The sequence below is a fragment of the Saccharothrix sp. AJ9571 genome, assembly GCF_021725495.1.
Classification (GTDB): Bacteria; Actinomycetota; Actinomycetes; order Mycobacteriales; family Pseudonocardiaceae; genus Amycolatopsis; species Amycolatopsis magusensis.
Genome location: NZ_CP091382.1, coordinates 7,770,181 through 7,794,577 on the forward strand (window position 1 = coordinate 7,770,181; position 24,397 = coordinate 7,794,577).

General features: G+C 69.8%; 20 protein-coding genes. 11 read left to right on the plus strand and 9 right to left on the minus strand.

What is annotated here, in order from left to right:
- Positions 1-492, minus strand: a complete 492-nt coding sequence (locus L3Q67_RS34960; protein ID WP_499185685.1) for a GNAT family protein — start codon at positions 490-492, stop codon at positions 1-3.
- Positions 492-1,040, minus strand: a complete 549-nt coding sequence (locus L3Q67_RS34965; RefSeq protein ID WP_499185686.1) for a dihydrofolate reductase family protein — start codon at positions 1,038-1,040, stop codon at positions 492-494. Before L3Q67_RS34965 ends, L3Q67_RS34960 begins: the two co-directional genes overlap by 1 nt.
- A gap of 106 nt (positions 1,041-1,146) precedes the next feature.
- On the opposite strand from L3Q67_RS34965, the gene L3Q67_RS34970 reads away from it, so the two are divergent.
- Positions 1,147-3,792: an ATP-binding protein gene (locus L3Q67_RS34970; RefSeq protein WP_499185687.1), complete on the plus strand. Its 2,646-nt coding sequence runs from the start codon at positions 1,147-1,149 to the stop codon at positions 3,790-3,792.
- Here L3Q67_RS34970 and L3Q67_RS34975 read toward each other — a convergent pair.
- Both L3Q67_RS34975 and L3Q67_RS34980 read right to left on the minus strand, forming a co-directional pair.
- On the minus strand, positions 3,786-5,099 hold the full coding sequence (locus L3Q67_RS34975; protein ID WP_499185688.1) for a HAMP domain-containing sensor histidine kinase: 1,314 nt from the start codon (positions 5,097-5,099) through the stop codon (positions 3,786-3,788). The genes L3Q67_RS34970 and L3Q67_RS34975 overlap by 7 nt on opposite strands.
- On the minus strand, positions 5,096-5,782 hold the full coding sequence (locus tag L3Q67_RS34980; protein ID WP_499185689.1) for a response regulator transcription factor: 687 nt from the start codon (positions 5,780-5,782) through the stop codon (positions 5,096-5,098). Before L3Q67_RS34980 ends, L3Q67_RS34975 begins: the two co-directional genes overlap by 4 nt.
- A gap of 169 nt (positions 5,783-5,951) precedes the next feature.
- On the opposite strand from L3Q67_RS34980, the gene L3Q67_RS34985 reads away from it, so the two are divergent.
- Positions 5,952-7,400, plus strand: coding sequence for an MFS transporter (locus L3Q67_RS34985; RefSeq protein WP_499185690.1), 1,449 nt, complete (start codon positions 5,952-5,954; stop codon positions 7,398-7,400).
- A 2-nt stretch (positions 7,401-7,402) separates the two neighbouring features.
- On the opposite strand, the gene L3Q67_RS34990 is transcribed toward L3Q67_RS34985, so the two are convergent.
- Complete coding sequence (locus L3Q67_RS34990; RefSeq protein WP_499185691.1) at positions 7,403-7,825, minus strand: MarR family winged helix-turn-helix transcriptional regulator; 423 nt, start codon at positions 7,823-7,825, stop codon at positions 7,403-7,405.
- Between the two features lie 121 nt (positions 7,826-7,946).
- Between L3Q67_RS34990 and L3Q67_RS34995 the strand changes: the two genes are divergently transcribed.
- Genes L3Q67_RS34995 through L3Q67_RS35005 form a run of 3 tightly spaced genes read left to right on the plus strand, consistent with a single transcriptional unit; the run spans position 7,947 to position 10,509 of the window.
- Positions 7,947-8,867: a helix-turn-helix transcriptional regulator gene (locus tag L3Q67_RS34995; protein ID WP_499185692.1), complete on the plus strand. Its 921-nt coding sequence runs from the start codon at positions 7,947-7,949 to the stop codon at positions 8,865-8,867.
- Positions 8,864-9,709, plus strand: a complete 846-nt coding sequence (locus L3Q67_RS35000; RefSeq protein ID WP_499185693.1) for a Rossmann-fold NAD(P)-binding domain-containing protein — start codon at positions 8,864-8,866, stop codon at positions 9,707-9,709. The genes L3Q67_RS34995 and L3Q67_RS35000 overlap by 4 nt, the downstream gene beginning before the upstream one ends.
- 23 nt (positions 9,710-9,732) lie before the next feature.
- Positions 9,733-10,509, plus strand: coding sequence for an SDR family oxidoreductase (locus L3Q67_RS35005; RefSeq protein WP_499185694.1), 777 nt, complete (start codon positions 9,733-9,735; stop codon positions 10,507-10,509).
- Between the two features lie 437 nt (positions 10,510-10,946).
- On the opposite strand, the gene L3Q67_RS35010 is transcribed toward L3Q67_RS35005, so the two are convergent.
- The 3 genes from L3Q67_RS35010 to L3Q67_RS35020 all read right to left on the minus strand — a co-directional run bounded on the left by L3Q67_RS35010 (position 10,947) and on the right by L3Q67_RS35020 (position 13,925).
- Positions 10,947-11,303, minus strand: coding sequence for a beta/gamma crystallin domain-containing protein (locus L3Q67_RS35010; protein WP_499185695.1), 357 nt, complete (start codon positions 11,301-11,303; stop codon positions 10,947-10,949).
- A gap of 103 nt (positions 11,304-11,406) precedes the next feature.
- Positions 11,407-12,051, minus strand: coding sequence for a sulfotransferase family protein (locus L3Q67_RS35015; RefSeq protein ID WP_499185696.1), 645 nt, complete (start codon positions 12,049-12,051; stop codon positions 11,407-11,409).
- 83 nt (positions 12,052-12,134) lie between these two features.
- On the minus strand, positions 12,135-13,925 hold the full coding sequence (locus L3Q67_RS35020) for a helix-turn-helix domain-containing protein (RefSeq protein WP_499185697.1): 1,791 nt from the start codon (positions 13,923-13,925) through the stop codon (positions 12,135-12,137).
- A 137-nt stretch (positions 13,926-14,062) separates the two neighbouring features.
- Between L3Q67_RS35020 and L3Q67_RS35025 the strand changes: the two genes are divergently transcribed.
- The 4 genes from L3Q67_RS35025 (at position 14,063) to L3Q67_RS35040 (ending at position 19,957) form a co-directional block, all read left to right on the plus strand.
- On the plus strand, positions 14,063-15,451 hold the full coding sequence (locus L3Q67_RS35025; protein ID WP_499185698.1) for an MFS transporter: 1,389 nt from the start codon (positions 14,063-14,065) through the stop codon (positions 15,449-15,451).
- A 21-nt stretch (positions 15,452-15,472) separates the two neighbouring features.
- Entirely contained in the window at positions 15,473-17,110 is a 1,638-nt protein-coding gene (locus L3Q67_RS35030) for an alpha/beta hydrolase family protein (RefSeq protein WP_499185699.1), read from the plus strand.
- Between the two features lie 44 nt (positions 17,111-17,154).
- Positions 17,155-18,789, plus strand: a complete 1,635-nt coding sequence (locus L3Q67_RS35035) for a long-chain fatty acid--CoA ligase (protein ID WP_499185700.1) — start codon at positions 17,155-17,157, stop codon at positions 18,787-18,789.
- Positions 18,790-18,943: 154 nt separating this feature from the next.
- Complete coding sequence (locus L3Q67_RS35040) at positions 18,944-19,957, plus strand: alpha/beta fold hydrolase (protein ID WP_499185701.1); 1,014 nt, start codon at positions 18,944-18,946, stop codon at positions 19,955-19,957.
- 108 nt (positions 19,958-20,065) lie between these two features.
- Here L3Q67_RS35040 and L3Q67_RS35045 read toward each other — a convergent pair whose 3' ends face one another.
- Positions 20,066-21,229: a TetR/AcrR family transcriptional regulator gene (locus tag L3Q67_RS35045; protein WP_499185702.1), complete on the minus strand. Its 1,164-nt coding sequence runs from the start codon at positions 21,227-21,229 to the stop codon at positions 20,066-20,068.
- Between the two features lie 190 nt (positions 21,230-21,419).
- Here L3Q67_RS35045 and L3Q67_RS35050 point away from each other — a divergent pair, with 190 nt between their 5' ends.
- On the plus strand, positions 21,420-22,982 hold the full coding sequence (locus L3Q67_RS35050) for a long-chain-fatty-acid--CoA ligase (RefSeq protein WP_499185703.1): 1,563 nt from the start codon (positions 21,420-21,422) through the stop codon (positions 22,980-22,982).
- Between the two features lie 199 nt (positions 22,983-23,181).
- Positions 23,182-24,381, plus strand: a complete 1,200-nt coding sequence (locus tag L3Q67_RS35055; RefSeq protein WP_499185704.1) for an oxygenase MpaB family protein — start codon at positions 23,182-23,184, stop codon at positions 24,379-24,381.
- The last annotated feature ends 16 nt before the right edge of the window (positions 24,382-24,397 follow it).

Consider the following 24,397-nt stretch of genomic DNA (forward strand, 5'->3'; position numbering starts at 1 on the left):
TCACCCGGGGAGTTGCTTGTTGGAGAAGTACGGCTCGCGGAACGGGAAGTCGTGGGCCAGCCAGTGTTTCAGCGCCGAGTGGGTCTTCGTGTAGTACCCGCGCTCGTACGCGCTCGGCGTCACCCACCAGCTCACGTCCACGTCGTGGTCCAGCAGGGCTTCCGTGAGCTTCGTGCGGCCTCCCATCGGATACAGGTAGCAGCAGCCCAGGTAGCCGCCCGCGGGATCGCGCAGGACGTAGGTGTACGAGCCGCCGTCGCGGAATTCGGCTTCGTGCCACACCAGGTCGACGTAGTTGTATTCCTCGGTGACCGCCTCCGCCGGCCAGGCGCCGCCCCGGGTTCGCCGGATGAGGGCCAGGCTCGCGTTGATGCCCGTCACGTCGTCGGCCAGGTCGGCACGGGTGATGGCCCGGGCGACCAGGTCGCCGTGACGCAACTCCGTCGGGGCGGTGAAAGCGTCGAGTCTTCTGACGAACCGGCGGTAGTCCATCAGCGGACCTGGTAGCCCAGGATGACGATGCCCGAGTCGAGCTTGGTCACGGTGTCCAGTTCGAGCTGGGTCAGGGTGCCTTCGCGGAACAGCAGGTCCTGCGGGCCGCCCCGGCGGACGAGCAGCGGGTGGAACCACAGGTGGATCTCGTCGAGCAGGCCGTGTTCCAGCAGCGCGTGCGTGAGCTGCCCGAAGCCGTACTGGACGATGTTCTTCCCCGGCTCGTTCTTGAGCTTCTCGATCGCGGCCACCGGGTCCGCGTCGATGACGGTCGTGTTGTTCCACTCCGGGTCGGTGAGGGTCGAGGACACCACGTACTTGGCCATGGCGTTGATGTGGTCGCTCGCCGGGTCGCCCGACCGGGTCGGCCACACGGGGGCGAAGCCGTCGTAGGTGTGCCTGCCCATGACGAGCGCGTCGCACGAGAGCAGCAGTTCGGTCTGTACAGCCTCACCTTTGCCGCCGTCGGGGCCGCTGGAGGGCCAGTGGTGCGGGGTCTCGATCACGCCGTCGAGCGAGATGTAGGTCGAGTTGATGATGCGTCGCATGGTGTTCCTCCTGGTGGGCGACTTGTCCGCTGGGACAGAGCCTGCGCCACGCGACCACCCGCGGGCATCCGTACCCACCACGGATCGGGTACGGAATCATGTGCGGATGGGTGCGCTGCCATGGGGAGAGATCTCGGCCAGGGAGGCCGAGGTGCTCGCGGCCGTCGGCGAGCACCTGACGAACGCGCAGATCGCCGGCCGGCTGCACATCTCGGCCCGCACGGTGGAAAGCCACGTGTCGGCGCTGCTGCGCAAGTGCGGCGCGAGCGACCGCCGCCGGCTGGCCGCGCTCGCCGCCGAGGCGGCCGAAGTCGGTGCACGGGCCGAGGACGCGGTGCTGCCGGAGGCCCGGACCAGTTTCGTCGGCCGAACCGGGGAACTTGAGGCCGTGCGGACGGCGTTGGACGGCAGCCGGTTGGTGACCCTGACCGGGCCGGGCGGGGTGGGCAAGACCCGGCTCGCCGTGACGGCGGCCGCCGCGGTCGCCCCGCGGTTCCCGGCCGGTGTGGTGTACCTCGACCTCGTGCCGGTGCCGCCCGGGCAGGTGGTGGCCGCCGCGGCCACCGCGCTCGGCGTCACCGAACGCCCGCCACGGCCCCTGCTCGACAGCGTGGCCGACCGGGTGCGCAGCCGGGCGATGCTGCTGGTGCTGGACAACTGCGAGCACGTGCTCGACGACGTCGGCGGTCTTGTCGAGGCCCTGTTGCGCGTGGGCGGGCAGGTCCGGATCCTGGCGACCAGCCGGGAGCGTCTCGGCGTCATGGGCGAGGAAGCGCACGCGGTGCCGCCGCTGCCGCTCGGCTCGGCCGCCGAAACCCTGTTCCTCGACCGTGCTCGTGGTGTCGACCGCACGTTCGCCGCCGCTCCCGCACTGGTCACCGAAGCGTGTGCACGGCTCGACGGGCTGCCGCTGGCCATCGAGCTGGCCGCAGCGCGAGCCGCCGCCATCGGCGTCGACGGGCTGCTCACCGCACTCGGCGACCGGCTGCGGGCGGTGGTCGGCGCCCGCGGCGGCGAGGCACGGCACCACTCGCTGAGCGACGTGCTCGGGTGGAGCTACGACCTGCTGGAACCCGCGGAACGCGCGTTGTTCCGGCGGCTCGCGGTGTTCGCCGCGGGCTTCGACCTCGACGCCGCGGCAGCCGTCTCGCCGCGCGAGCAGCCGAGCACGGTGGCGCACCTGCTCGGCCGGTTGGTGGAGAAGAGCCTGGTGGTGCGGCGCGGCACCGACCGCACGCGGTACCGGCTGCTGGAGACGGTCCGGGCGTTCGCGCTGGAGCACTTCGCCGATGACGAGGAACGCGACGAGGTGCTGCGCGCGCACCTGGAGTGGGCGAGCCGGGTCGCCGTGGAGCTGGAAACCCGGCTCGACGAGGACGACCGCTACGACGAAGTGGTCGACGATCTGCGGGCGGCGCTCGCCAGGACCGGCGAGCAGCCGGATCCCGTGGCGCACCGGCTGGGCCGGGCACTCGCCCACCTCACGTTCGCCCGAGGCTCGTTCGTCGAGTCCCGCGCGCACTACCGCGCCGCGGCCGAGCGGGCCACCGCGCCCGCCGACGCCGTGCGGGATCTGCGCAGCGCCTCGGAGGCCGCGCAGTCGCTGGCCGACGGCGACGACGCGTTCGAGCTGCTGCTCTCCGGCGCCGGCAGCGCGGGCAACGAACGCGACCGGGCCGTGATGCTGGCGTTGGCGGTGACCCTCGCGACCCGCTTCGTCGGGGACTTCCGCCACAAAGTGTCCTCGGCCCGCCGCGCGGAACTGCTGGCGCGTGCCGAACGGATTCCGGTCGAGGACCGTGAGCACGCGGCGGTACTCGCCACCGCACGGGCCTGGCAGGCCGGGGCCGACCCGGCTGCGGCCATCGAGGCCGCGCACGACGCGGGCGATCCGGCGCTGCTGCAAGGGGCCCTGGACAGCGCGAACTCGGCCGCCGCGCGCCAGGGCCGCCTGCGCGAGGCCTACCGCATCGCCCGTGAGCGGCTGGACCTGCTGCCCGTGCTCATCCGGCACCGACCGGCCGACGGCATCGAGATGTTCGACCTGTTCCACTCCGCTTCGGTGTGCGCGGTGGCGGTGGGCGACCTGCCGGGAGCACTGACCATCGCCGATCGCGCCACCGAACAGGACCCGGTCAACGGCGACTACCCGTTCGTGTCGCTGCTCAAGTACCTGGCGCCGCTCACGCTGTCCGGCCGGTTCGACGAGGCCGTCGAACTCGGCGAGCGGGCGTTCGCCGAGTGGCGTGCCGCGGGGGCCCCGCTCCTGGCGTGGCTCGCGCCGTCGGTGCAGGTGCTGGAGCTGGCGACCGGCCTGCGTGGCGACCACGGGCTCTGGCGGGCACGCACGCTGGAGTTCGCCGGCCACACCGACCCGCGCTCGAGGAGTCTCGCGGCCACCACAGCGTTCGTGGAAGCCCGGCTGGCCGTCCACACCGGACATTCGACCGACGCGGACCGGCTGGTGCGCAACGCTTTTCAGGAGTTCGCGCAACCTTGGTACCGCGCGTACGCGAACGCGGCAGGTGCGGAGCTGGCGGTGCTGGCGCAGCTGCCCGACGCGGAGAAGTGGCTGGAGCAGGCGGAACGCACGGCCGAGGAGAACGACTGGGCGGCCGCGTGCGTCGCTCGGGCGCGGGGCAGGTTCAGCGGTGAGGCTGCCGCTTTCCGCCGGTCGCTGGACATCTGGGATCGCATCGGCGCGCGGTTCGAGTCGGAGGTGACCGAGCGCGCGGCCGGCGGGCGTCAGTAAGCGGGCAGGAGGCGGGCCGGGCCGATGGTGAACCCGATCGTCGCGCCTCCCCCAGGCCGGTTTCTGGCGAAAGGCGCGCCGTCGTGGGCTTCGGCGACGCCCGCGACGATGGCCAGGCCGAGACCCGAACCAGGTAGTGCGCGTGAGGTGTCCGCGCGGTAGAAGCGGTCGAAGATCCGGCCGAGGTCGTCGGCGCGAAGACCGGGGCCGCGGTCCGACACCGCGATCGTGCCCGCGCGGACTTCGACCTCGATCGGCGCGCTCCCGTCGGCGTCGAATTTCGCCGCGTTCTCCAGCAGGTTGCCGACAGCGCGTTCCAGGGCGAGTCGCTGTCCGCGTACTCGCATCTGGTCGATCTCGACGCTGATCTCTCGTTCGGTCCGTCGCCGTGCCCGGGTGACCGCAGCGTGGACGACGTCGGCGAGTTCGACGTCGGTCTCCTCCTCGTCACTCCCCCGCGCGAGCGCCAGGGCGATCAGCTCGTCGACCAGATGGGACAGTTCCCGCGTCTCGCCATCGACGTCGGCGAGCAGCCGCTCGCGCGATTCCGGCCCGAGTCGATCCAGGCGGCGAAGCACGCTCGCGTTGGTGCGCAAGCTCGTGAGAGGGGTGCGCAGTTCGTGCGCGACGTCCTGGATCAGGCTTTCCTGTGCTTCCCGGGTCTCCGCCAGCCTGCGCAGCATGGTGTTGAACGACGACGACAGCCGTGCCACCTCGTCCCGTCCTTCCACCGGGACCTGGCCGGTGCCGATCGCGGTGGCGCTGACGTCCTCGGCGATCGCGGTCAGCCGCACCAGCCGTCGCGTGATCCGGCGTGCCAGCGCCCAGCCGAGACCCGCGGCGATCGCGCTCACGAGCAGGGCGAGCACGGTGATCTCCTTGGCCAGGCCGCTCAGCACCTCCCGCGACTGGTTGATGTCGATGCCCACCTGCACCGCGCCGCGCCCGGCTCCCAGTGACGTGGTCAGCACCCGGTAGCTGTCGAACCCCACGTTCACCTCGGTGGTGCTCGTGGCACCGCGTTCGGCCCCGGCGGCGAGTGCGCGGTCGGCGTCGCTGACGGGGAAGGTGCGCCCGCCCAGCGGCGTGACACCGCCGCCGGGTTCGATCCGCTGCGCGCTCAGCGGCAGCAACAACTGTTCCCCATTTTCACTACCGATGACCGCGGCGGCGGCTGTCCGCAGACCGCGGTCCACCTCGCCGGTGACGCGCTCGACCGCGGAACGGAAACCGAGCACGCCGACCATTCCCGCGACGACCGCGGCGACGACGGCGAAAGCGAGGGTGAGCCGGGTTCCGAGGTTCACGGGTGCCGCACCGCGTAGCCGACGCCGCGCACCGTGTGGATCACGGACACGGCGCCCGCCGCGGCCAGTTTGCGCCGCAGGTAGCCGACGTAGACGGCCAGGTTCTTCGAATCCCCGCCGAAATCGAAACCCCAGATCCGTTCGTAGACCGTCGAATGGTCGAGCACGACACCTTCGTTGCGCATGAGCAGTTCCAGTAGGTCGAATTCGGTCTTCGTCAGATTCAATTCGGTCGCCGCCCACCACGCGCGCCGTCCGGCCGGATCGAGCCGGAGCGACCCGACGGACACCGCGCGCTCGCCGGTGTCGCCCGGCGGCGCGGCCCGGCGGAGCAGCGCACGCAGGCGGGCCAGGAGCTCGTCGAGTTCGAAGGGTTTCGGCAGGTAGTCGTCCGCGCCCGCGTCGAGACCCGCGACCCGGTCGGAGGTCTCGACCCTCGCCGTGAGCATCAGCACCGGCACCCGGTCCCCCTCCGCACGCAGGAGCCGGACCACCCCGAGCCCGTCGAGACCGGGCATCAGCACGTCCAGGATGAGGACGTCGAACTTCTGCCTGCGCACGCGGGTCACCGCTTGCACCCCGTCGTCGACATCGACGACGGAATAGCCTTCGAGTTCCAGCGCGCGAGCGAGCGACTCGCGAATCGCGCGGTCGTCCTCGGCGATCAGCACGGTGCAGGTCATTCAGTTCCTTCCGCATTCCGACGTGATGATTCTCGCTGAACGGGTCGCCGCGCTACACGGGAATCGGGACAGGAAAAGGTAGGAACTCGGTGAGAACCCGCCGGCACAGCCTTTTCCGTCATTACCTTCGCCCGTAGGCACTATTCAGGCACCCCACCGAAGGAGTTTCGTGGACACCACCCTGAGCACCCAAGCCCCGCCGGGCAAGCCACCGCACACGCGGTGGAACCGGCGCCTCATCGGTCAGATCGCGGCACTGCTCCTCGCGAACCTCACCGCGGACACGGTGATCGTCACGCCGTTGTTCGTCCTGCCCCAGATGCTCGACCACTTCGACACCGGCCAGGCGGCGTGGATCAGTTCCACCGCGATGCTGGCGGGGGCGATGTGGGCTCCGCTGTTCGGCAAGTGCGCGGACATCCACGGCAAGCGCCGGATGCTGCTGGTGGCGTTGCTCGTGGCCTGCGGTGGTGCGCTGCTCTGCCTGGTCGCCCCCACCCTCTGGGTCTTCGTACTCGGGCGCGTGGTGCAGGGCACCGCCGTGGCGGGGGTCTTCCTGACCGTCGCGATCGTCCGCGACCTCTGCGCGCCGCGGATCGCGATGCCCGCGGTGGGCGCGGTGACCACGGGCGCGGGCGTGGTGGGGATCTCGCTGGCCGTCTTCATCGAGCCGCTGGCCGCGGAGTTCGGCTACCGGGTCGTGTTCGCGGGATCGGCGTTGTTCGCGATCGTCGCGGTGATCAGCATCCGGGCCTTCGTTCCCGAGTCCCCGTTCCGGACGCCGGGGCGCCTCGACATCGCCGGGACCGTGCTGCTGGGCGGCGGCCTGGTCGCGGTGCTCGGCTACATCAGCCTCGGCGCGGACATCGGCTGGTTCAGCGTGGGGGCGCTCGCCCTGCTCGGTGGCGGGGCGGCGGCGCTGGCCCGGTGGTACCTCGTCGCGAGCCGGGTGCCCGAGCCGGTGGTCGACATCCGGAACCTCGGCAGGCCACTGATCCTCACGCTGTTCGTGGTCGTGCTGGCCACCGGCGCGGTGCAGAGCATGGACCAGCTCCTCAGCCTCATCGCCCAGGTCTCCTCGGACCAGCGACTCGGCTACGGGCTCGACGCCCAGGGCTCGCTCGTCCTGCTGTTCGGCCTGCCCGCCGTCGGGATCGTCGCCGGAGGGCTGATTTCGGGCTGGGTCGCGGCCCGCACCGATCCGGCGGTGGCCCTGGCCGCGGGTGTGCTGCTGGGCACGGTGGGGACCCTCGGCATGTTCTTCGGCGTGACCTCGTTGCCCGTCGCCATTTCCTTCGCCGTGCTGCTCAACCTGTGTGTGGGCTCCCTGCTGGCTTCCGGGTTCAACATGGCGGCGACCCTCGCGCCACCGGAACGCCAGGGGGTGATCGCCAGCATGGTCACCGTCGTCAGCGCGATCGGCTCGGTGGGCATGAGCTTCATCGGCGCGGCGGTCCTCTCCGCCACGACCGTGGTCGCCGACGGGGCCGTGGTGAACTCCGCCACGGGCGTGTTCAGCTACATCGCCATCGCGGCCGGGGTGTTCGTGGTCGCCTCGGTGCTCGCCTGCCTGCTGCTCGCGCGGCGGCGTGCCGAACTGCGCCGGCCGGTTTCCTGACCTCATGACGCCGGTGGCCTGCCGGACATGACGTCGAGCAGTCGCGTGAGCAGCTGCCGGTCGTCCGGCTCCAGGCGGTCCGTGAACGGCGCGAGGGCCGAGCGGACCTCCTCTTGCAGCCGTTCCGCGAGTTCGCTGCCCGCCGGGGTGATGAACACGTCGGTCGCACGGCGGTCCTCCGGCGACTTGTCCCGTCCCACGAGACCCCGGCGCTCGGCGCGTTCGACGAGGCCGGACATCGTGGACTTGTCCAGCCCCAGGAACGCGGCCAGGTCGGTCATGCGGGGCCGGCGGTCACGCAGGATGCCGAGCAGCCGCAGCTGGGTGAGGGACAGGTCGTGCTCGGCGCCGATGCGGGTGAGCACGGCCATCACCCGGAAGGACGCCCGGACGAGCGCGTCCTCGAGCGCGTCATCGGGTCCCATGCCGAGATCTTACTGGACATAGTTTGTAATACCAATCATCTCGGTGGCCGTGCGGATTACGGATGCCGCCGGTCGGGCAATCAGGGTCACGTGGTGATCCGAGGTGGAAGGGACGACGGTGATGAGCGGTACGCCTCTGGGCGAGTTCCTGCGGGCCCGGCGCGAAGCGGTGCGGCCGCGCGACGTCGGGTTGCCCGAGCACGGCCGGCGCCGGGTCAAGGGCCTGCGTCGCGAGGAGGTCGCGATCCTGGCCGGGGTGAGCAGCGACTACTACATGCGCCTGGAGCAGGGTCGTGAATCCAGCCCTTCGCCGCAGGTCGTCGACGCGGTGGCGCGGGCGCTGCGGCTCGACGACGCCGCCACGGAACACCTGTGGCTCCTGGTCCAGCCACCCGAGGCGAGGGCCGGGCGCCGCACGGACGGCCTGCCGGTGAGCCCTCAGCTGCTGCAGCTCATGGACGGGTGGACGGGCTCGCCCGCTTTCGTGCTCGGCCCGGCGCTGGACATCCTGGCGTGCAACACGATGGCCGCCGCGCTGCACCAAGGCTTCACGACGGCGGAGAACCTGGCCCGCATGGTGTTCCTGGACCCGGCCGGGCGCGGGTTCTACCAGGAGTGGGAGCGCGCGGCGCACTCGTGCGTGGCCGAACTCCGCGCCGCCTACGGGCACGATCCCGACAGCACGCGCATCGCCGAGGTGGTCGCCGAACTGTCCGGCGGCAGCCCGGAATTCGCCGAGCTGTGGGCCCGGCACGAGGTGAAACCCAAGACCCAGGAAGGCAAGCACCTGCACCACCCGCACGTCGGCGACCTGCACATCCTCTTCTCCGCCTTCACCGTCAACGGGGCGCCGCACCAGCAACTCGTCGTCTACCAGGCCGAACCGGCGTCGCCGACCGCGGAGGCGTTCGACCGGCTGCGTGACCACGCCGTTCCTGGGTGCGTCACTCCCAGGAAACCCGCGACCTTCATCCGGCCCGCTCACCTCGGCAAACTCGAATCCGTCAGCAAGGAGGACCCGGAAGGAGCGAGACAGTCATGACCACTTGGTTCATTACCGGAGCATCCCGCGGCCTGGGCGCCGAGATCGCCCGCGCCGCCCTGCACGGCGGTGATGACCTGGTCGTCGCGGTGCGGAACCCGGACCGCGTGCCGGAGGACCTGAGGACGGCGCCCCACGCGCTGGTCGTCGAACTCGACGTCACCGACGCCGAAGCCATCCCCGCGGCCGTCGAGGCGGCCACCGCGCGGTTCGGCGGGATCGACGTCCTGGTCAACAACGCGGGCCGGGGCCTGCTCGGGGCGCTGGAGGAGGTCACCGACACCGAGGCGCGGTCGCTGTTCGACCTGAACGTCTTCGGCCTGATCGCCATGACCCGGGCGGTGCTGCCGGTCATGCGCCGCCGGCGCTCGGGCAAGCTCGTCCACATCGGTTCCCGGTCGGGTTTCGAGGGCGAGCCGGGCGTGAGCATGTACAGCGCGTCGAAGTTCGCCGTGGCCGGGATCAGCGAGGCCCTCTCCGCGGAGATGAAGCCGTTCGGCATCCAGTCCATGGTGGTGGAGCCGGGCGTGCTGCGCACCGATTTCCTCGACGCCAGCTCACTTTCGCTCGCGGGCCGGCGCATCGCCGACTACGACGGCACACCGGCGCACGAGACCCTCGACTGGGTCGACACGGCCAACCACACGCAACTCGGCGACCCGGTCAAGGCCGCCGCCCTGATCCACGAGGTCACCGGCGGGGACGAGCTGCCCACCCACCTGTACCTCGGTCCCGACACCCTCGAACGGCTGGAGGTCAAGCTGGCGCGGATCGAACAGGACGTGGCGCCGTGGCGTGAGAAGTCCGCCGCCACCGCCCACCAGGACGCCGTCACGGTCTGACCTGCTCGAAGGAGGAATGGATCATGTCCGCTCTGCTCACCGGCACGCCCCTGGCGGGCCGCGTGGCCGTGGTGTCCGGCGCCTCCAGCGGCATCGGCGCCGCCACCGCCACGCGGCTGGCCGGACTCGGCGCGAAGGTCGCCGTGCTGGCCCGGCGCAAGGACAAGCTCGACACCCTGGTGGCCGCCGTCAACGGTGACGGCGGCACCGCCGTCGCCATCCCGGTCGACGTCACCAGCCGGGACGCGGTACACGCTGCCGCGCGAGAGGTCGAGGATCGGCTCGGCTCGGCCGACCTGGTCTTCAACAACGCCGGCGTCCAGCTCATCTCCCCCATCACCGACCTGCGCCAGGACGAGTGGCAACGCCAGATCGACCTGAACGTCACCGGGGTGATGAACGTGATCGGCGCTTTCGTGCCACACCTGACGGCCGCCGCGGAGGCGGGGAAACCGGCCGACCTGATCAGCACTTCGTCGATCGCGGCCACCCGGATCCTGGAAAAGTTCTCGGTCTACTCCGGCACAAAGGCCTACCTCAGCCACCTCACCCGGCTGCTGCGCGTGGAACTCGGGCCGAAGAACGTGCGCGTGGCCACCATCGAACCCGGCATGGTCGACACCGAGCTACCGGACCACGTCACCGACCCCGACGCCAGCCAGCTCATGGCCGACCTCATCGAGCAGATCGACGTACTGCAGTCCGCCGATGTCGCCGAAACCGTCGCCTTCATGGCCGCCGCCCCACGCCACGTCAACCTCACCGAAATCACCATCCTGCCCACCGCCCAACCCATCTAACCCCTCCCGCATCCGAACCCCACACTCACGCACCCGAACTCAACGTTCGCGCCACCGAGTCCCACGCTCAAGCACGCGAGTTCCACGTTCAGGCAGCCGAGTTCCACGTTCAGGCAGCCGAGTCCCGCACTCGGGCAGCCGAGTTCCACGTTCGCGAGTCGCGGATGAGCGGGAAGCCTCCGGCGCACGCGTGGTGAACATCGCCCCGAGGCGAAACGCGACGTCGAACTCACGATCCCGGATGCAGGTCTCGACTGCACGAACGCGGAGTTCGCCTGCCTGAGCGCGGAGTTCGCCTGCCCGAGTGGGGGGTTCGCCTGCCCGAGTGGGGGGTTCGGCTGCCCGAACGTGGGACTCGGGTGCTGAGTGTGGGACTCGCCTGCCTGAACGTGGGGTTCGGGTGCCTGGGTGTGGGGGTTCGGGTGCCGCAGCGTGGGTTAGTTGATGTGGAGGTGGGCGACGAAGCCGTATCGCTTGGTGATTTGTTCGCCTTTGGGGAAGTGGTGCCGGTAGCGGTAGCCGTCACCTGGCTCGTATTCGAAGTAGCCTGCGTTGTTCCCGCTTTTGAAGCTGGTGACGCGCTCCAGGCCGACCGACAGGTCTCCCGCGTCGGCGTAGCATCGGCGGGTGCCGAGGCCGTTGCCTGCCGTCTGCCCGAAGACCAGGAAATCGGCGGTGCCGAACGTGCAGTCGAAGAGGTTGACTTCGAAGGTCGCCCACGCCGGGGTGGTCGTCGCCATCGTGAGGCCCAGGGTCGCCATCAACACCACGGCCATCGATCGCATTCGCTTCATCGTGCGTTCCTTCCAGTAGCAGCCTGGAGGAACGCTAGGGGCCCGGCGCCCCGCGATCGTCACCCCACAGTGGACACTTGGGCCTAGCTCGCGCGGGGGACAGCTACCAGCCGATGGAGCCGTCGCTGAGGAAGCGGTCGACGTTCTCCGCGAAATCGGCCGAGTCGTTGACACGCGGGAACGGCTCCTGCGGTACCTCGGCGCCGAGGAATTCGCACAGCGGCTCCCAGCCGTCGCTCACCCGGTACACCAGCAGCTTGTCCTCCGGGACCGTGGCCATGACTTCCTTGTTGTGCTGGACGAACCAGGCGATCGTCTCGTCCTTGCCGTGGTCGCCGAAGCCGTGCTCCGCCATGGCGGTCATCATTTCGGTGGTCACCGCGTCGTCGCTGGCGGCCAGTCGCGCGGCGACCTCTTCCATCACCGGGTTGAAGATCGTCGCGGCGGCGCTGTGGTACCAGCTTTCCGGGTCACGGACACTGAGCAGCACCTTGGCGTCGGGGAACAACTCGGTCATTTCGCGCCACAGCAAGCAACTCGGGAAGTCCAGGGTGACCCGGTAGCCGTCCACGGCGGTGCGCAGCGCTTCGCGGTCACCGCGCAGGGCCTCGGCCCACGCCGTGGTGGAACCCAGGTTCCCGAGGACTTCCTTCATGTGGTGGCACGGCGCGTACCCCAAGGTGTCCAGCGCACTGTGCAACGACATGGTCCCGGTCCGGCCGAAACCGGCACCGATGACTTCCACCACTGGTCTGCTCCTCCGCTCGGTTCTTCCCGCCGCTCCCAGTGTCCAGCACGTCGCCCGGCCGCACCCACCCGGACGCCGGCCGGTCAATCCGCCTGGGCGGCCGGGATCGCTCGGAGCTGGTGCAGCCGGAGTCCCAGTTGCAGTTCCAGGTCGTTGCCGTGGCGCCAATCGACGCCGAGCACGCTGCCGACGCGGTCCAGTCGCTTGAGCAGCGTGTTGACGTGCACGTGCAACGCACGGGCGGTCGCCGCGACGTTGGTGTGCTCGGCGTAGTAGGCGCTGAGGGTCTCGACGAGATTGCTCCCGCGCCGCTGGTCGTAGTCGAGCAGCGGACCGATGGAGCCGGCGATGAACCGGTCGAGTTCCCGGACCCGTTCGGAGTCGAAAACCATGGCGTAGAGGGCGTATCGGCCCGTGGTGGCGCCCAGGTCGGTGTGCCCGATCGCGCGGATCACCGCGCTGCAGCGGCCGGCCAGTGAGAAGGCCCGTGACCAGTCCTGGTCGGCCGCTCGTTCTCCGACGACCACGACGGCGCCACCGAGCGCGCGGCGCAGCCGGTGGTGGACCTCCTCGACGGTCTGGTCGTCGTCGACGCTGTGCAGGATCATCGTGGCCCGGCCCAGGTGTTCCCCGGCCAGTCCCGCGCGGTCCCGGGCGATGCCTTGCAGGTGCCGCGAAAGATCGGTGGACGACAGCGCCGGAGAGTCCGCGACGAGGACGAGGTTCAGGCGGTCGGCGTCGATGTTGCGGGCGCTGGTGCGGGCGCGCTGGGCCGGGCTGATCCCGGGGCTGCCGACCATCAACTCGGTCAGCAGCTCCCCGCTCAGCCGTTCACCGGCATCGGCGACCGCCCGTTCCTTGAGGATGAGCAGCCCCAGGATGTGGGTGGCGCGCTCGACGGTTCGCAGGTCCATGTCGTCCGGGGCACCGCGATCGGCGACCGCTTCCCGGCTCCACGCCAGTGCGCCGAGGTAGCTGTCCCCCGCTTGGATCGAAGCCACGCTGCGGGCGACTCCGGCCGTGTCGACCGAGGTCGTGCAGCGGCCCGAGCGGTGGGCGTTCCCGACGGCCTCCGCCAGGCCGGAATCCGAGGGTGCCCGGCACGGGCTCGACGCCGAGTCCCGGCGGGCGAGAGTGGCGCCGGTCCCGTCGAGGATCGTGACGCTCCCGCCCAGCTGGTCGGCGAGGAGCTGCGCGACATCACCCGGGGTCCCGCCCTCCAGCACGACACCGGTCAGGGCTTCGTGGATCGCCTGCGCCCGCTCCATGACCGCCATGTGCTCTTCGATCTTCCGGTACGCGATCCGCAGCTCCTGCAAGGAATTCCGGCTCGCCTCGTAGAGACGCGCGTTGTCGAGGGCGACCGCGGCGTGATCGGCGAAGGCGCTCAGCAGCGCGATTTCCTCGGCTTGGAACGAGCGCTCGGAACGGTCCGCCACGAACAAGGCGCCCACCGCTTCGCCCCGGATGACCAGTGGCACCCCGAGCAGGGCGACGAGTGCCTCGGTCGCGGCCAGCCGGTCGAAGTTCGGGTCGTGGTCGAACAGGGTCGCGGCGCCGTAGTTGCGCACCCAGTGCGGGCTCCGGGAGGCCAGCACCTCGCCACCGAGTCCCACGGTGGCCGGTATGCCCGCCGCGAGGAAGGACGCGGAAATCGTGCCCTCCGAAGCTCTGGCCGACAGCCTGCCGTCCGCGCCGACCAGCGAGAGGTAGGTGAAGTCCGTGCCGACCAGTTCGTGGGCGTGGTGCACGATCGACTGCAGTACCTCGTCGAGTTCGCCCAGCGCGGTGAGCGACTTCGCGGTCGCGTACAACGACGCCAGTTCACGTTGCCTGCGCGCGAGCGAGTACGACTCCGCCTCGCCATCGGCCACCGTGCCTCCTCGAAATCAGGTGGAGGAAAATTCCACCGGACCGACTCCAGGTGTGGGTGATCCACACCTCAACCGCAGCGTAACCGCGCCATACTATGACCGCCATCACTCGCCGGCTATCGACGAAGGCGGCACGTATGGCCACCCCGCTCGCGCACCCCGAAGGACAGTCCGGCTCCCCGGACGCCGATCCGCCCGCCACTCGACGACGATCGTTCCGCAAGCTGCTGGCCGCGGGGCTCATCGGCAGCTCGATCGAGTGGTACGACTTCTTCCTCTACGGCACCGCGGCCGCACTGGTCTTCCCCAAGGTGTTCTTCCCGGAATCCTCGGCGCTGACGGGCACGCTGCTCGCCTTCAGCACGTTCTGGGCCGGGTTCGTGGCGCGCCCGATCGGCGGGGTGCTCGCCGGGCACTTCGGGGACAAGTACGGGCGCAAGCCGGTCGTGGTCGCCTGCCTGGCGCTCATGGGGGCCGCGACCTTCCTGATCGGCTGCCTGCCCAGCGCGGGATCGGTCGGCGCGCTGGCCCCGATCCTGCTGGTCACGCTGCGCTTCCTGCAGGGACTCGCGGCAGGCGGTCAGTGGGGCGGCATCATGCTCCTGCTCACCGAGTCCGCCGGGCCCAAGCGGCGGGGCTTCGCCGGCACCTTCGGGCAGACCAGTGTTCCCGTCGCCGTGATCATCTCGAACCTGATCTTCGTGGCGGCCAGCGGCCTGATGCCGGACGAGGCCTTCCTCAGCTGGGGCTGGCGCATCCCCTTCCTGCTCAGCGTGGTGATGTTCGCGGTGGTGCTCTACATCCAGGCCAAAGTGGAGGACACCCCGGAATTCCGGGAGCTGCACAAGGAAGCGCCGCGGCCGGAGAGCGCGGTGGTCCGGGCTCCGCTGGCGCAGGTCATCCGGAGCAAGTGGGGCACCATCCTCCTCGGCTGCGGGCTCCTTTCCGCCACCAACAGCCTGTTCTACGTCAGCATTTCCGGACTCCTGAGCTACGGCACCGGCACGCTCGAACTCGAGCGCGACGCCCTGCTCGCGGTCGTGCTGGCCAGTTCGGTGGCGATGCTGGTGGTCATCCCCTGGTCCGGGCACCTTTCGGACAGGGTGGGCCGCCGTCCGCTGATCCTGGTCGGTGGCCTGGGTGTCGCCGCCTGGGCCTTTCCCTACTTCGGGCTCGTCGACACCGCGTCGCTGCCGCTGATCTTCGTCGCCGTGGTGGTCGGGTTCATCTTCCAGACGCTGACCTACGGCCCGATCGCCAGCTTCCTCGGCGAACTCTTCGCGCCCAACGTCCGCTATTCGGGCGCGTCGCTGGCCTACCAGCTGTCCGCGATCATCGTCAGCGGCGGCACCCCGTTCCTGATGACCGCGCTCATCGCGAACACCGGCAGCACCGTGCCGGTCGCCGCCTACATCATGGCCATGGGGCTGATCACCTTCGTCAGCGCGTGGTTCCTGCCGGAGACGAATCCCGCGGAGGTCCGCAAGGATCCGCACGCCGTCCCGGGCGCGCAGCTCTACCCCTGACGACACCGAGAGGCGAACGGCGTGCGTAGAACACTTTCTCGACTTCCCGTGCTGCTGACCCTGGTGCTGACAGGCGCGATCGCGGGCGCCGGCCCCGCGACCGGGCACCCGGCGAGGGTGCCGGAATGCGCCGGGCTGGAGCAGCTGAGCATCCCGGCCTCGGTGATCAGCCTGCCGACCACCGGCGGCCGCGTCACCTCGACCTCGGTCAAGACCACTGTCCTCAGTGGCGTGACGATCACCTACTGCCAGGTCGACGCCTCGATCTCCCCCGTCGATCCGTCGGCGCCCGAGATCAAGCTGCGCGTCGGCCTGCCGCACGGCTGGAACCGCCAGGCGATGATGTTCGGTGGCGGCGGCTACAACGGCACCATCCCCGACCTGACGGCGAATGTGCCGTTCGGGCCCGCGGACCAGCCGGTGCCGCTGGCCCGGCGATACGCGGTGTTCGCCAGCGACTCCGGCCACCAGCAGGATCCGGCTGCACCACCATCATTGGACGGCTCGTTCGGCGCGAACGACGAAGCCCTGCACAACTTCGCCGCCGGTGACGCGCTCAAGAAGACGCGCGATGCGAGCCTGTTCCTCATCCGGCACGCCTACCGCACGAAACCGGCCGAGGTCTACTTCGCGGGCGGCTCGACGGGCGGCCGCGAAGCCCTCGTCGTCGCCCAGCGGTGGCCGGAAGCCTTCGACGGTGTGATTTCCGCCTATCCGGCCTGGAACAACCTCAGTGAGGCCCTGTACCTCGGGTACCTGACGCAGGTTTTGGCCCAGCCTGGCGCCTTTCCCGGAGTGGAGAAGCAAAAGCTGCTCTACGACAGCGTGATCAACGCGTGTGACGGTCTGGACGGCCTGCGGGACAACGTCGTCTCGAACGAGCGCGGCTGTCACTTCAATCCGGAGGTACTTCGCTGCCCCGGTGGTGTCGACGCCGGTCCGGAGTGTCTGTCGGATGCTCAGCTCACGGCCGTGACCGCCATGTCCTCCTCGTTCGAGTGGCCGTACCGGGTCGCCAGTGGCGAGACCGGCTACCCGGGCTTCCCATTCCTTTCGGGAGCGGACATGAGGACCCCGTTCCTCGGCTTCGGTACCACCCCGCCGGCCGATCCCATGCCGGTGACCAGCGGGTACGGGATGCAGTACTGGAACCAATGGGTCAAGTACTTCCTGACCCGCGACCCCGGCCACAGTCCCCTCGCCGTGGATCCCCGCGACCCCGGGAAGTGGCGCGACCGGATCAGCTACCTCTCCACGATCCAAGACCGCAACAACGTGGACCTCCGCCCGTTCGCCCGCGCCGGCGGCAAGCTCATCCTGCTCCACGGCGCCGCGGACGAGCTGGTGTCGCATCGCTCGACGAGCGACTATTACCAGCGGGTGCAGGAAAAACTGGGCGCGCACTCGACCGCCACGTTCCTGCGGTACTACCTCGTGCCCGGTGCGAACCACGCGAACGTCGGCGCACCCGCGTTCACCGCGGGCTGGGACTCGCTGTCCGCGCTCGAACGATGGGTCCGAAATGGACAAGCGCCCTCGCGTCCGATCGTGACCGACGCGAACCACGAGCGCACTCGTCCCCTGTGTGAATTCCCGTACTGGCCCCACTATCGCGCAGGCGATCCGGCCACCGCCTCGAGCTTCGCCTGCACACGCTGACTCTCCCGCGATCGAAAGGAAGTACCCCGCGGATGCACGGGTTGATGCAAGATCGTCCGCTGTCCCTGCCCCACCTCTTCCGGCGGGCCGAACGCTACTTCGGGCACAAGACCGTGGTGTCCGGCCGGATCGACGGGGAGACGACGATGACCTGGGCCGAGGTGTGCGCGCGGGTGCGGCGCCTGGCCGACGCGCTCGACGAACTCGGCGTACCGGCCGGCGCCCGGGTGGGCACCTTCGCGTGGAACAGCCACCGCCACGCCGAGTTGTACCTGGCGGTGCCCTGCACCGGGCGGGTGCTGCACACCATCAACCACCGGCTCTTCGGGGAGCAGATCACCTACATCGTCAACGACGCCGCCGACGACGTGCTGTTCGTCGACCGTTCGATCCTGCCTGGCATCTGGCCCCTGATCGACACCTTCACCACCGTGCGCGCGGTGGTGGTGATGGACGACGGCGGTGACGACGAAATCCCCGACGACGATCGCATCGTCGACTACGAAGAGCTTCTCTGGTCCACTAAGGACAGCGGGCGGAAGTTCGCCGTCGACGACGAGGACACCGCAGCCGCCCTGTGCTACACCTCGGGCACCACCGGAAATCCCAAAGGCGTGCTGTACAGCCATCGTTCCGTGGTCCTGCACGCCGGTTTGCTCCTGATGGCCGACACCTTCGGCATCAGTGAACGCGACGTGGTGATGCCGATCGTGCCGATGTTCCACGTCAACGCCTGGGGCCTGCCCTACAGCGCCATGCTGTGCGGCGCCGATTTAGTCCTCCCCGGGCCCGCGACGAGCCCGCCGGAACTGGCGGGCATGCTGGCCCGCCACAAGGTCACCTTCGGCGCCGCGGTCGCCACCGTCTGGCGCGGCCTGCTGCCGTTGCTCGACCAGCACGACCTCTCGTCGGTGCGCCAGATCGTGAGCGGCGGCGGCGCGGTCGACGAGGCGCTCAGCCGCGCCTACCGCGACACCATCGGCGTGCCGCTGACCAATGCCTGGGGCATGACCGAAACCAGCCCGGTGGTCACCACCTCGCGCATCGGCACCGCGCACGACCACTACACCCACGAGGAAAAACGCGCGCTGCTGGGCACTCCGGGTCCGGCCATCCCGCTCACCGAGGTCCGCATCGTCGGCGACGACGGGCAAGAAGCGCCTTGGGACGGCCGCACACCCGGTGAACTGCAGGCCAGCGGCCCCACCATCGCCGCCAGCTACTTCGGCCCGGACGGCGGCACCGCCGCGTTCACCGAAGACGGGTGGCTGCGCACCGGTGACGTGGCCACCATCGACGGTCACGGCTACGTGCGCATCGTGGACCGCACCAAAGACCTGGTGAAATCGGGCGGTGAATGGATTTCCTCGGTCGAACTGGAAAACGCCATCATGGACCACCCCGATGTCGCCGAAGCGGCGGTCATCGGTGTCGCCGACGCCAAATGGGGCGAGCGGCCGGTGGCCTGCGTGGTCGCCTACCCCGGGACCACGCCGACCGCCGAGTCCGTGCGCGAGCACCTTCGTGACCGCGTGGCCTCGTGGTGGTTGCCGGACCAGGTGTTCTTCCTCGACGAAATACCCAAGACAGCCACCGGGAAATTTTCCAAGCAACAGCTCCGTTCCCTTTACCGCTCGGGCGCCTCGACCGTCCCCCACCCGGCGGAGCACGCCAAGTAGCACGATCCGCGACATTCCCCCTTCTCCTCGATTGCGTTCTTCGGTTCGCGCTCAAGGGTTGTTGGCCCCCAGCGGGATGGACTACGTTGACGTCGACTTCCAGTTGATCATCCCGATGAGAGATCAATTTCCGTTGTAGCGCAAGGAGAACCAAGTGATCCGAAGAGACAGGCCCCTTCGGCGCGCGGGCCGCGGCCTGTATGCCGCCCTGGCCGCGGTCGTGCTGCTCCTGGCCGGGTCGGCGGCCAGCGCCGACCCGGTCGCCGCCCCGGCCGCCGACCAGCAGGCGTCCGGCAACCTGCCGGGGTTCAGTCACGGAACCGTTGCCGTGCAAGGCACCACGCTGCACTACGTCCGCGGCGGGTCCGGACCGCCGCTGGTGCTGCTGCACGGCTGGCCGCAGACCTGGTGGGAGTGGTCGAAGGTGATGCCCTCGCTCGCCGAGCACCACACCGTGATCGCGTTCGACCTGCCGGGCGCGGGTGAATCGAGCATCCCGACCGGCGGCTACGACAAGGCGACCACCGCGAAGCGCATCCGTGAGGGCGTCCGCAAACTGGGCTACACCCAGGTTTCCCTGCTCGGCCACGACACCGGCGCGCTCGTCGCCTACCCCTACGCCAGGGACTTCCCGGCCGAGGTCGTCCGGATGGCCGTGCTCGAAACCCCGCTGTCCGGCTTCGGCCTCGAGGACGTCAACGGCATCAGCTTCCACCTCGGCTTGAACCAGACCGCCGCGCCGGTCCCGGAGAAGCTGATCGACAACGACGACGTGCCGACCTACCTCGGCTGGCTGTTCAGCGGCGCCCGCTACCCCGAGCGCATCGACCAGGCGGCCTTCTTCCAGGCCTACGCGAGCCCGGCCCGCCGGACCGCGGGCTACGAGTACTACCGGGCCTTCGCCGCCGACGCCACGAACAACAAGGCCAACGCGCACCAGCGCCTGCAGATGCCGGTACTGGCGATGGGCGCGGAAGGCGCCTTCGGCCCGCTCGTGGCCAACTCGTTCAGCCAGGTCGGCGACGACGTCCGCGGTGTCGTCGCGCCGGACAGCGGGCACTGGATCGCCGAGGAGAACACGGCGTTCCTGAGCGCCTGCGCCAAGTTGTTCTTCGGGCCGGCGGGAGTTCCCGCGCCCAACGCCACACTGGCGAACTGCGTCGCCTGACGCCTCGCCAACGACCTAGCTCCTCCGGCGAGTGCTATGAGTGGGGCATTACTTGCGTTCAACGCTAGTAATGCCCCACTCATAGCGTTTTCGGCGCAGCCTGCCGGGTCAGACGCCCAGCGCACCCACGAGCAGTGCGGCGACGGCATCGCGGTGGCCGGGGCTGTCCTGCCACCGCAGCCGGCGCCCGGCCTCGACGACCACGCCGAAGCTGGCGTGCACCAGCACCCTGGCCTGGCGGGAGTCGAGCTCCGGCCGGGCCGATCGCAGCAACTGCTCCCAGACGGCGATGTGCTCGCGCTGCGCGGTGACCAGTGGCCGCCGCAGGTTCGACGGCAAGCCGACCAGTTCGGCGTTCGCGACGCTGGTCAGTGCGGTGTGCTCGAAGCTGTAGGCCACGTAGGTCGCGGTGAGCGCGGCCACGGCCTCGTGCGGGTCGGTGACCCCGTGAAGGTTCTGTTCCACCGCCTGGGCCAGCAGTCCCGCGGCCTGGAGGCAGGCCGCCGCCAGGATGTCGGCCTTGCCGGGGAAGTAGCGGTAGAGGGCGGACGGGACCAGCCCGACGGCCTCGGCGATCTTGGCGTTCGTGACGTTGGCGAAACCGTCCTTTTCGAACAAGGCGATCGCGGCCTCGAGGATCTCCGAACGCCGCGTGCGGGCCACGGGCCGGCTGGGCAGTTCGACGAGGTACGCGCCGCCGGTCGCCGCCGCGGGGTCGGTCGCGACCACCCGCGTGGCGGACGCCACCAGCAGTTCCTCGAGCCGCCGCTGCGCGATCGAGACGCGGTGCATCGTGATGGACCCGATCGCGCCGAGGGCCGCCGCCGCCCGCAGGTGTTCCTCGGGCAGCGGGTGCTCGGTTCGCGCCACCTCGGTCACCCGCTCGACGATGTGCCCGAACTTCGCCGCGAGCACGTGGCGGTCCTCCTTGTCGAGGAACCGGGCTTCCCACCGGTACAGCCCACCCGACGCGCGGTGGGTGACCGCGAGCTGGGTGGCGGCGGTGAGCACGTCCGCCAGGGTTCCCTCGGGCGGCACGCCGTCGATCGCGGCGACGAGCCGGTCCACCATGTGGTTCGCGCACTCGGCGAACAACGCGTACTTGTTCGGGAAGTGCCGGTACAGCGCCGCCGCGGTGATGCCCACCCCCGCGGCGATCTCCTCCATGGACGCCGCGTGGTAGCCGCGTTCGCTGAACACCCGGCCTGCCGCCTCGACGATGAGCTGCTTGCGGTTGCGTGGTCGAACGGCCGCCGGAGATCCGGCGGTCACCGCGGCACCCCGGCTAACGGGCGCGAGTACGAGGCCATGAGCGTCAGTCAACCACGGAACGGCCGGGTACCGGCACCGGCGGGCCGCGCGCGTCGCCCGCGTGACTCGCCATTAACTTTTTCTTCCCGAACCACGGCCTGACCGCGCATAATGACGCCGCTCGACGTTCAGCTCACCGAGGAGTGGCCCCATGTCGAACGATGCGGTTCCCGCCTGGTCCTTCCGCCACCACTGGATGGCGCACACCGCGACGCACGCGATGATGCGGCCGGACAAGCCCGCACTGCGGTACCTCGGGGACACCACCACCTGGGCGCAGCTGTCGCGGCGGTCCCTGCGGCTCGCCGCCGCGCTCGCGGGCCGGGGCGTCACCGAGGGCGAACGCGTGGCGCTGCTGACCCTGAACCACCCGTGGTTCGTCGAGAGCGTGTTCGCGGCCAACAGCCTGGGCGCCATGGCCGTCCCGCTCAGCTTCCGGCTCGCGCCGCTGGAGCTCGACTACATCCTGGCCGACTGCACGCCGTCGGCGGTCGTCGTCGACGCGCGGCTACTCCCCCTGCTCAAAGCCGCCCCGTCCGCCGCGTCGATCGGCACGGTGATCGTCATCGGCGAGCCGGAGACGGACGGCCAGGTCGCGTACGAGGAGTTCCTGGCGGCCCACGAGCCGATCGAGCTGCCTGACGTCAGCGAGGAGTCGATCGCGCTGATCATGTACACCTCGGGCACCACCGGCCGCCCGAAAGGGGTGCTGCTCTCCCACCGCAACATGCAGCTTCAGGCCCTCACCTGTATCCGGGCGATGAAGATGTCCGACGACTCCGACGTCGGTTTCCTGACCGCGCCCTTCTTCCACATCGCCGGCCTCGGCTCGATCGTGGCGAACATCCTGGTCGGCGGCACGGTGGTGATCCACCCGCTGGGTGCGTTCGACCCGAAGGCCGTGCTCGACGCGTACGAGCGCGAGGGGGCCACCGTGGTGTTCAACGTGCCGCAGCAGTGGGACCTGCTCTGCGCCCAGCCGGACATAGACCGGCGTGAGCTGAAGCTGCGGGTCATCAGCTGGGGGGCCGCGCCCGCGAGCGACTCGACCCTGCGTGCCATGGCCGAGAAGTTCCCGGGCGCGCTGAACGTCGCGGTGTTCGGCCAGACCGAGACCTCGCCGATCACCTGCGTGCTCAGCGGCGAGGACTCGCTGCGCAAGCTCGGCTCCGTCGGCAAGCCGATCCCGACCCTCCAGTACCGCGTCGTGGACGACGCCATGAACGACGTCGCCACCGGCGAAGTGGGCGAGATCGTCTACCGGGGCCCCACCGTGACCCAGGGGTACTGGAAGAAGCCGCGGGAGACCGAGGAGGCGTTCGCCGGTGGCTGGTTCCACTCCGGCGACCTGGTCCGGCAGGACGAGGAAGGCTTCGTCTGGGTGGTCGACCGCAAGAAGGACATGATCATCAGCGGTGGCGAGAACATCTACTGCGCCGAGGTCGAGAACGCCGTGGCCGCGCACCCGGCGGTGCGGGAGGTCGCCGTGCTCGGCCGGGCCGACGAGCGCTGGGGGCAGGTGCCGGTCGCGTTCGTCTCCGTCACCCCCCATGCCACCCTCTCGCTGCCGGAGCTGACCGCGTTCCTCGACGGACGGCTCGCTTCCTTCAAGCGGCCCAAGGATCTCGTGGTCGTCGCCGAGTTGCCGCGCAACGCGGGCGGGAAGGTGGTCAAGGGCGAACTGCGGGCGATGGACGAGAAGCCGGCGCGGTGAGCCACCGGGGCGGCTGGAGTACCGGTTCCAATACCGAACCGTCCATCACGCCCATCAGGGTCGCGGACCGATTCAGCTTCGAGAGGCCCTTGCCGACGGGCGACTCGCGTCGCTATGTTAACGACGAGTCTCGCACCGGAGCACGCCGCGACAGCTTGTGGAATCGCACTTCTACCTACCGAGGAAGCTAGGTAAGTAAATGAGCAATCTCAGCAGAAGGAACGTACTGTCGCTCGGCGTCGCGCTGGGCCTGGTGGGTGCGGCGGGGGTTGTCCCGGGCCTGGCTTCGGCAAGCGCCGCGAGCGCCGGCACCGACCCGTGGTGGGCGTGGGACGACGAGATCGACGGCATCATGGCCCGGATCCTCGACAACGGCGGGGTTCCGGCGGTCAACACCGCGATCAAGCCGTGGGTGAACAACAACCACGCGCTGCCGGGCGGGTTGCCGGGCGACCTCTCCGCCTACCTCGCGAAGACCAACCAGCTCCCCACCTGGGCCGACCGGGACAAGCTGCGTCTCGCCGCCGACTTCAACCGGCGCAAGGACACCTACCTGTTCATGCTGTACGGCCTCGGCAGCGGCATCATGAGCACGGTCATCCCGCGCGAGGCCAAGTCCGTGTACTGGTCCGCGGGCGGCGCCGACATGAAGGACCGCGCGGCCAAGACGTTCACCTTCGGCTACGACCTGAGCGACCTGAACGCCTTCGAACCGAGTGGGCAGTTCGTGGTCACCGCCAACAAGACGCGCCTGGTGCACGCCGCGGTGCGGCACCTGCTGCCGCAGTCGCCGCACTGGATGGCGGTGGCGGACGAGCCGGACCGGATCCCGATCAGCAACGGCGACATCCTGGTCACCTTCCACAGCCTCGGCACCTTCGTGCACAAGAAGATGAAGGACTGGCGCGTCCCGATGACGGCCGCCGAGGAGACCGCCTTCCTGCACTCGTGGCAGGTCGCCCTTTACCTGCTCGGTGTGCGGCAGGAGTTCATCCCGCAGACCTGGTCCGCCGCGTACGCGCAGTCGGAGCAGGTGCTCACGCCGATCCTCGCGCCGTCGTTCGAAGGCAGGGAACTGGCCGAGGACCTGCTCGGCCTGACCGCGCAGATCGACCTGGGCGTCACCAGGGGGTTCCTCAACGAGTTCGTCCGCTACGTCCTCAGCGACGCGATCGGCGATTGGCTCAACCTGCGCCGCGACTACGCCGCGGCCGCCCTCATCCGCACCGGGTGGCCGGCCTACATCGCTTTCCGCGAAGGCCTGATCCCGGTGATGCCGGTCGGTTTCTACATGTTCGACCAGCTGATCCGCTCGATCGCCATGCTGTTCCTCAACAACGCGGGCTCACCGACGACCACGCCCATCACCATCCCGACCGGGAACCGGCCGGGCGCCTGAGACGAAGGGGCTCTTC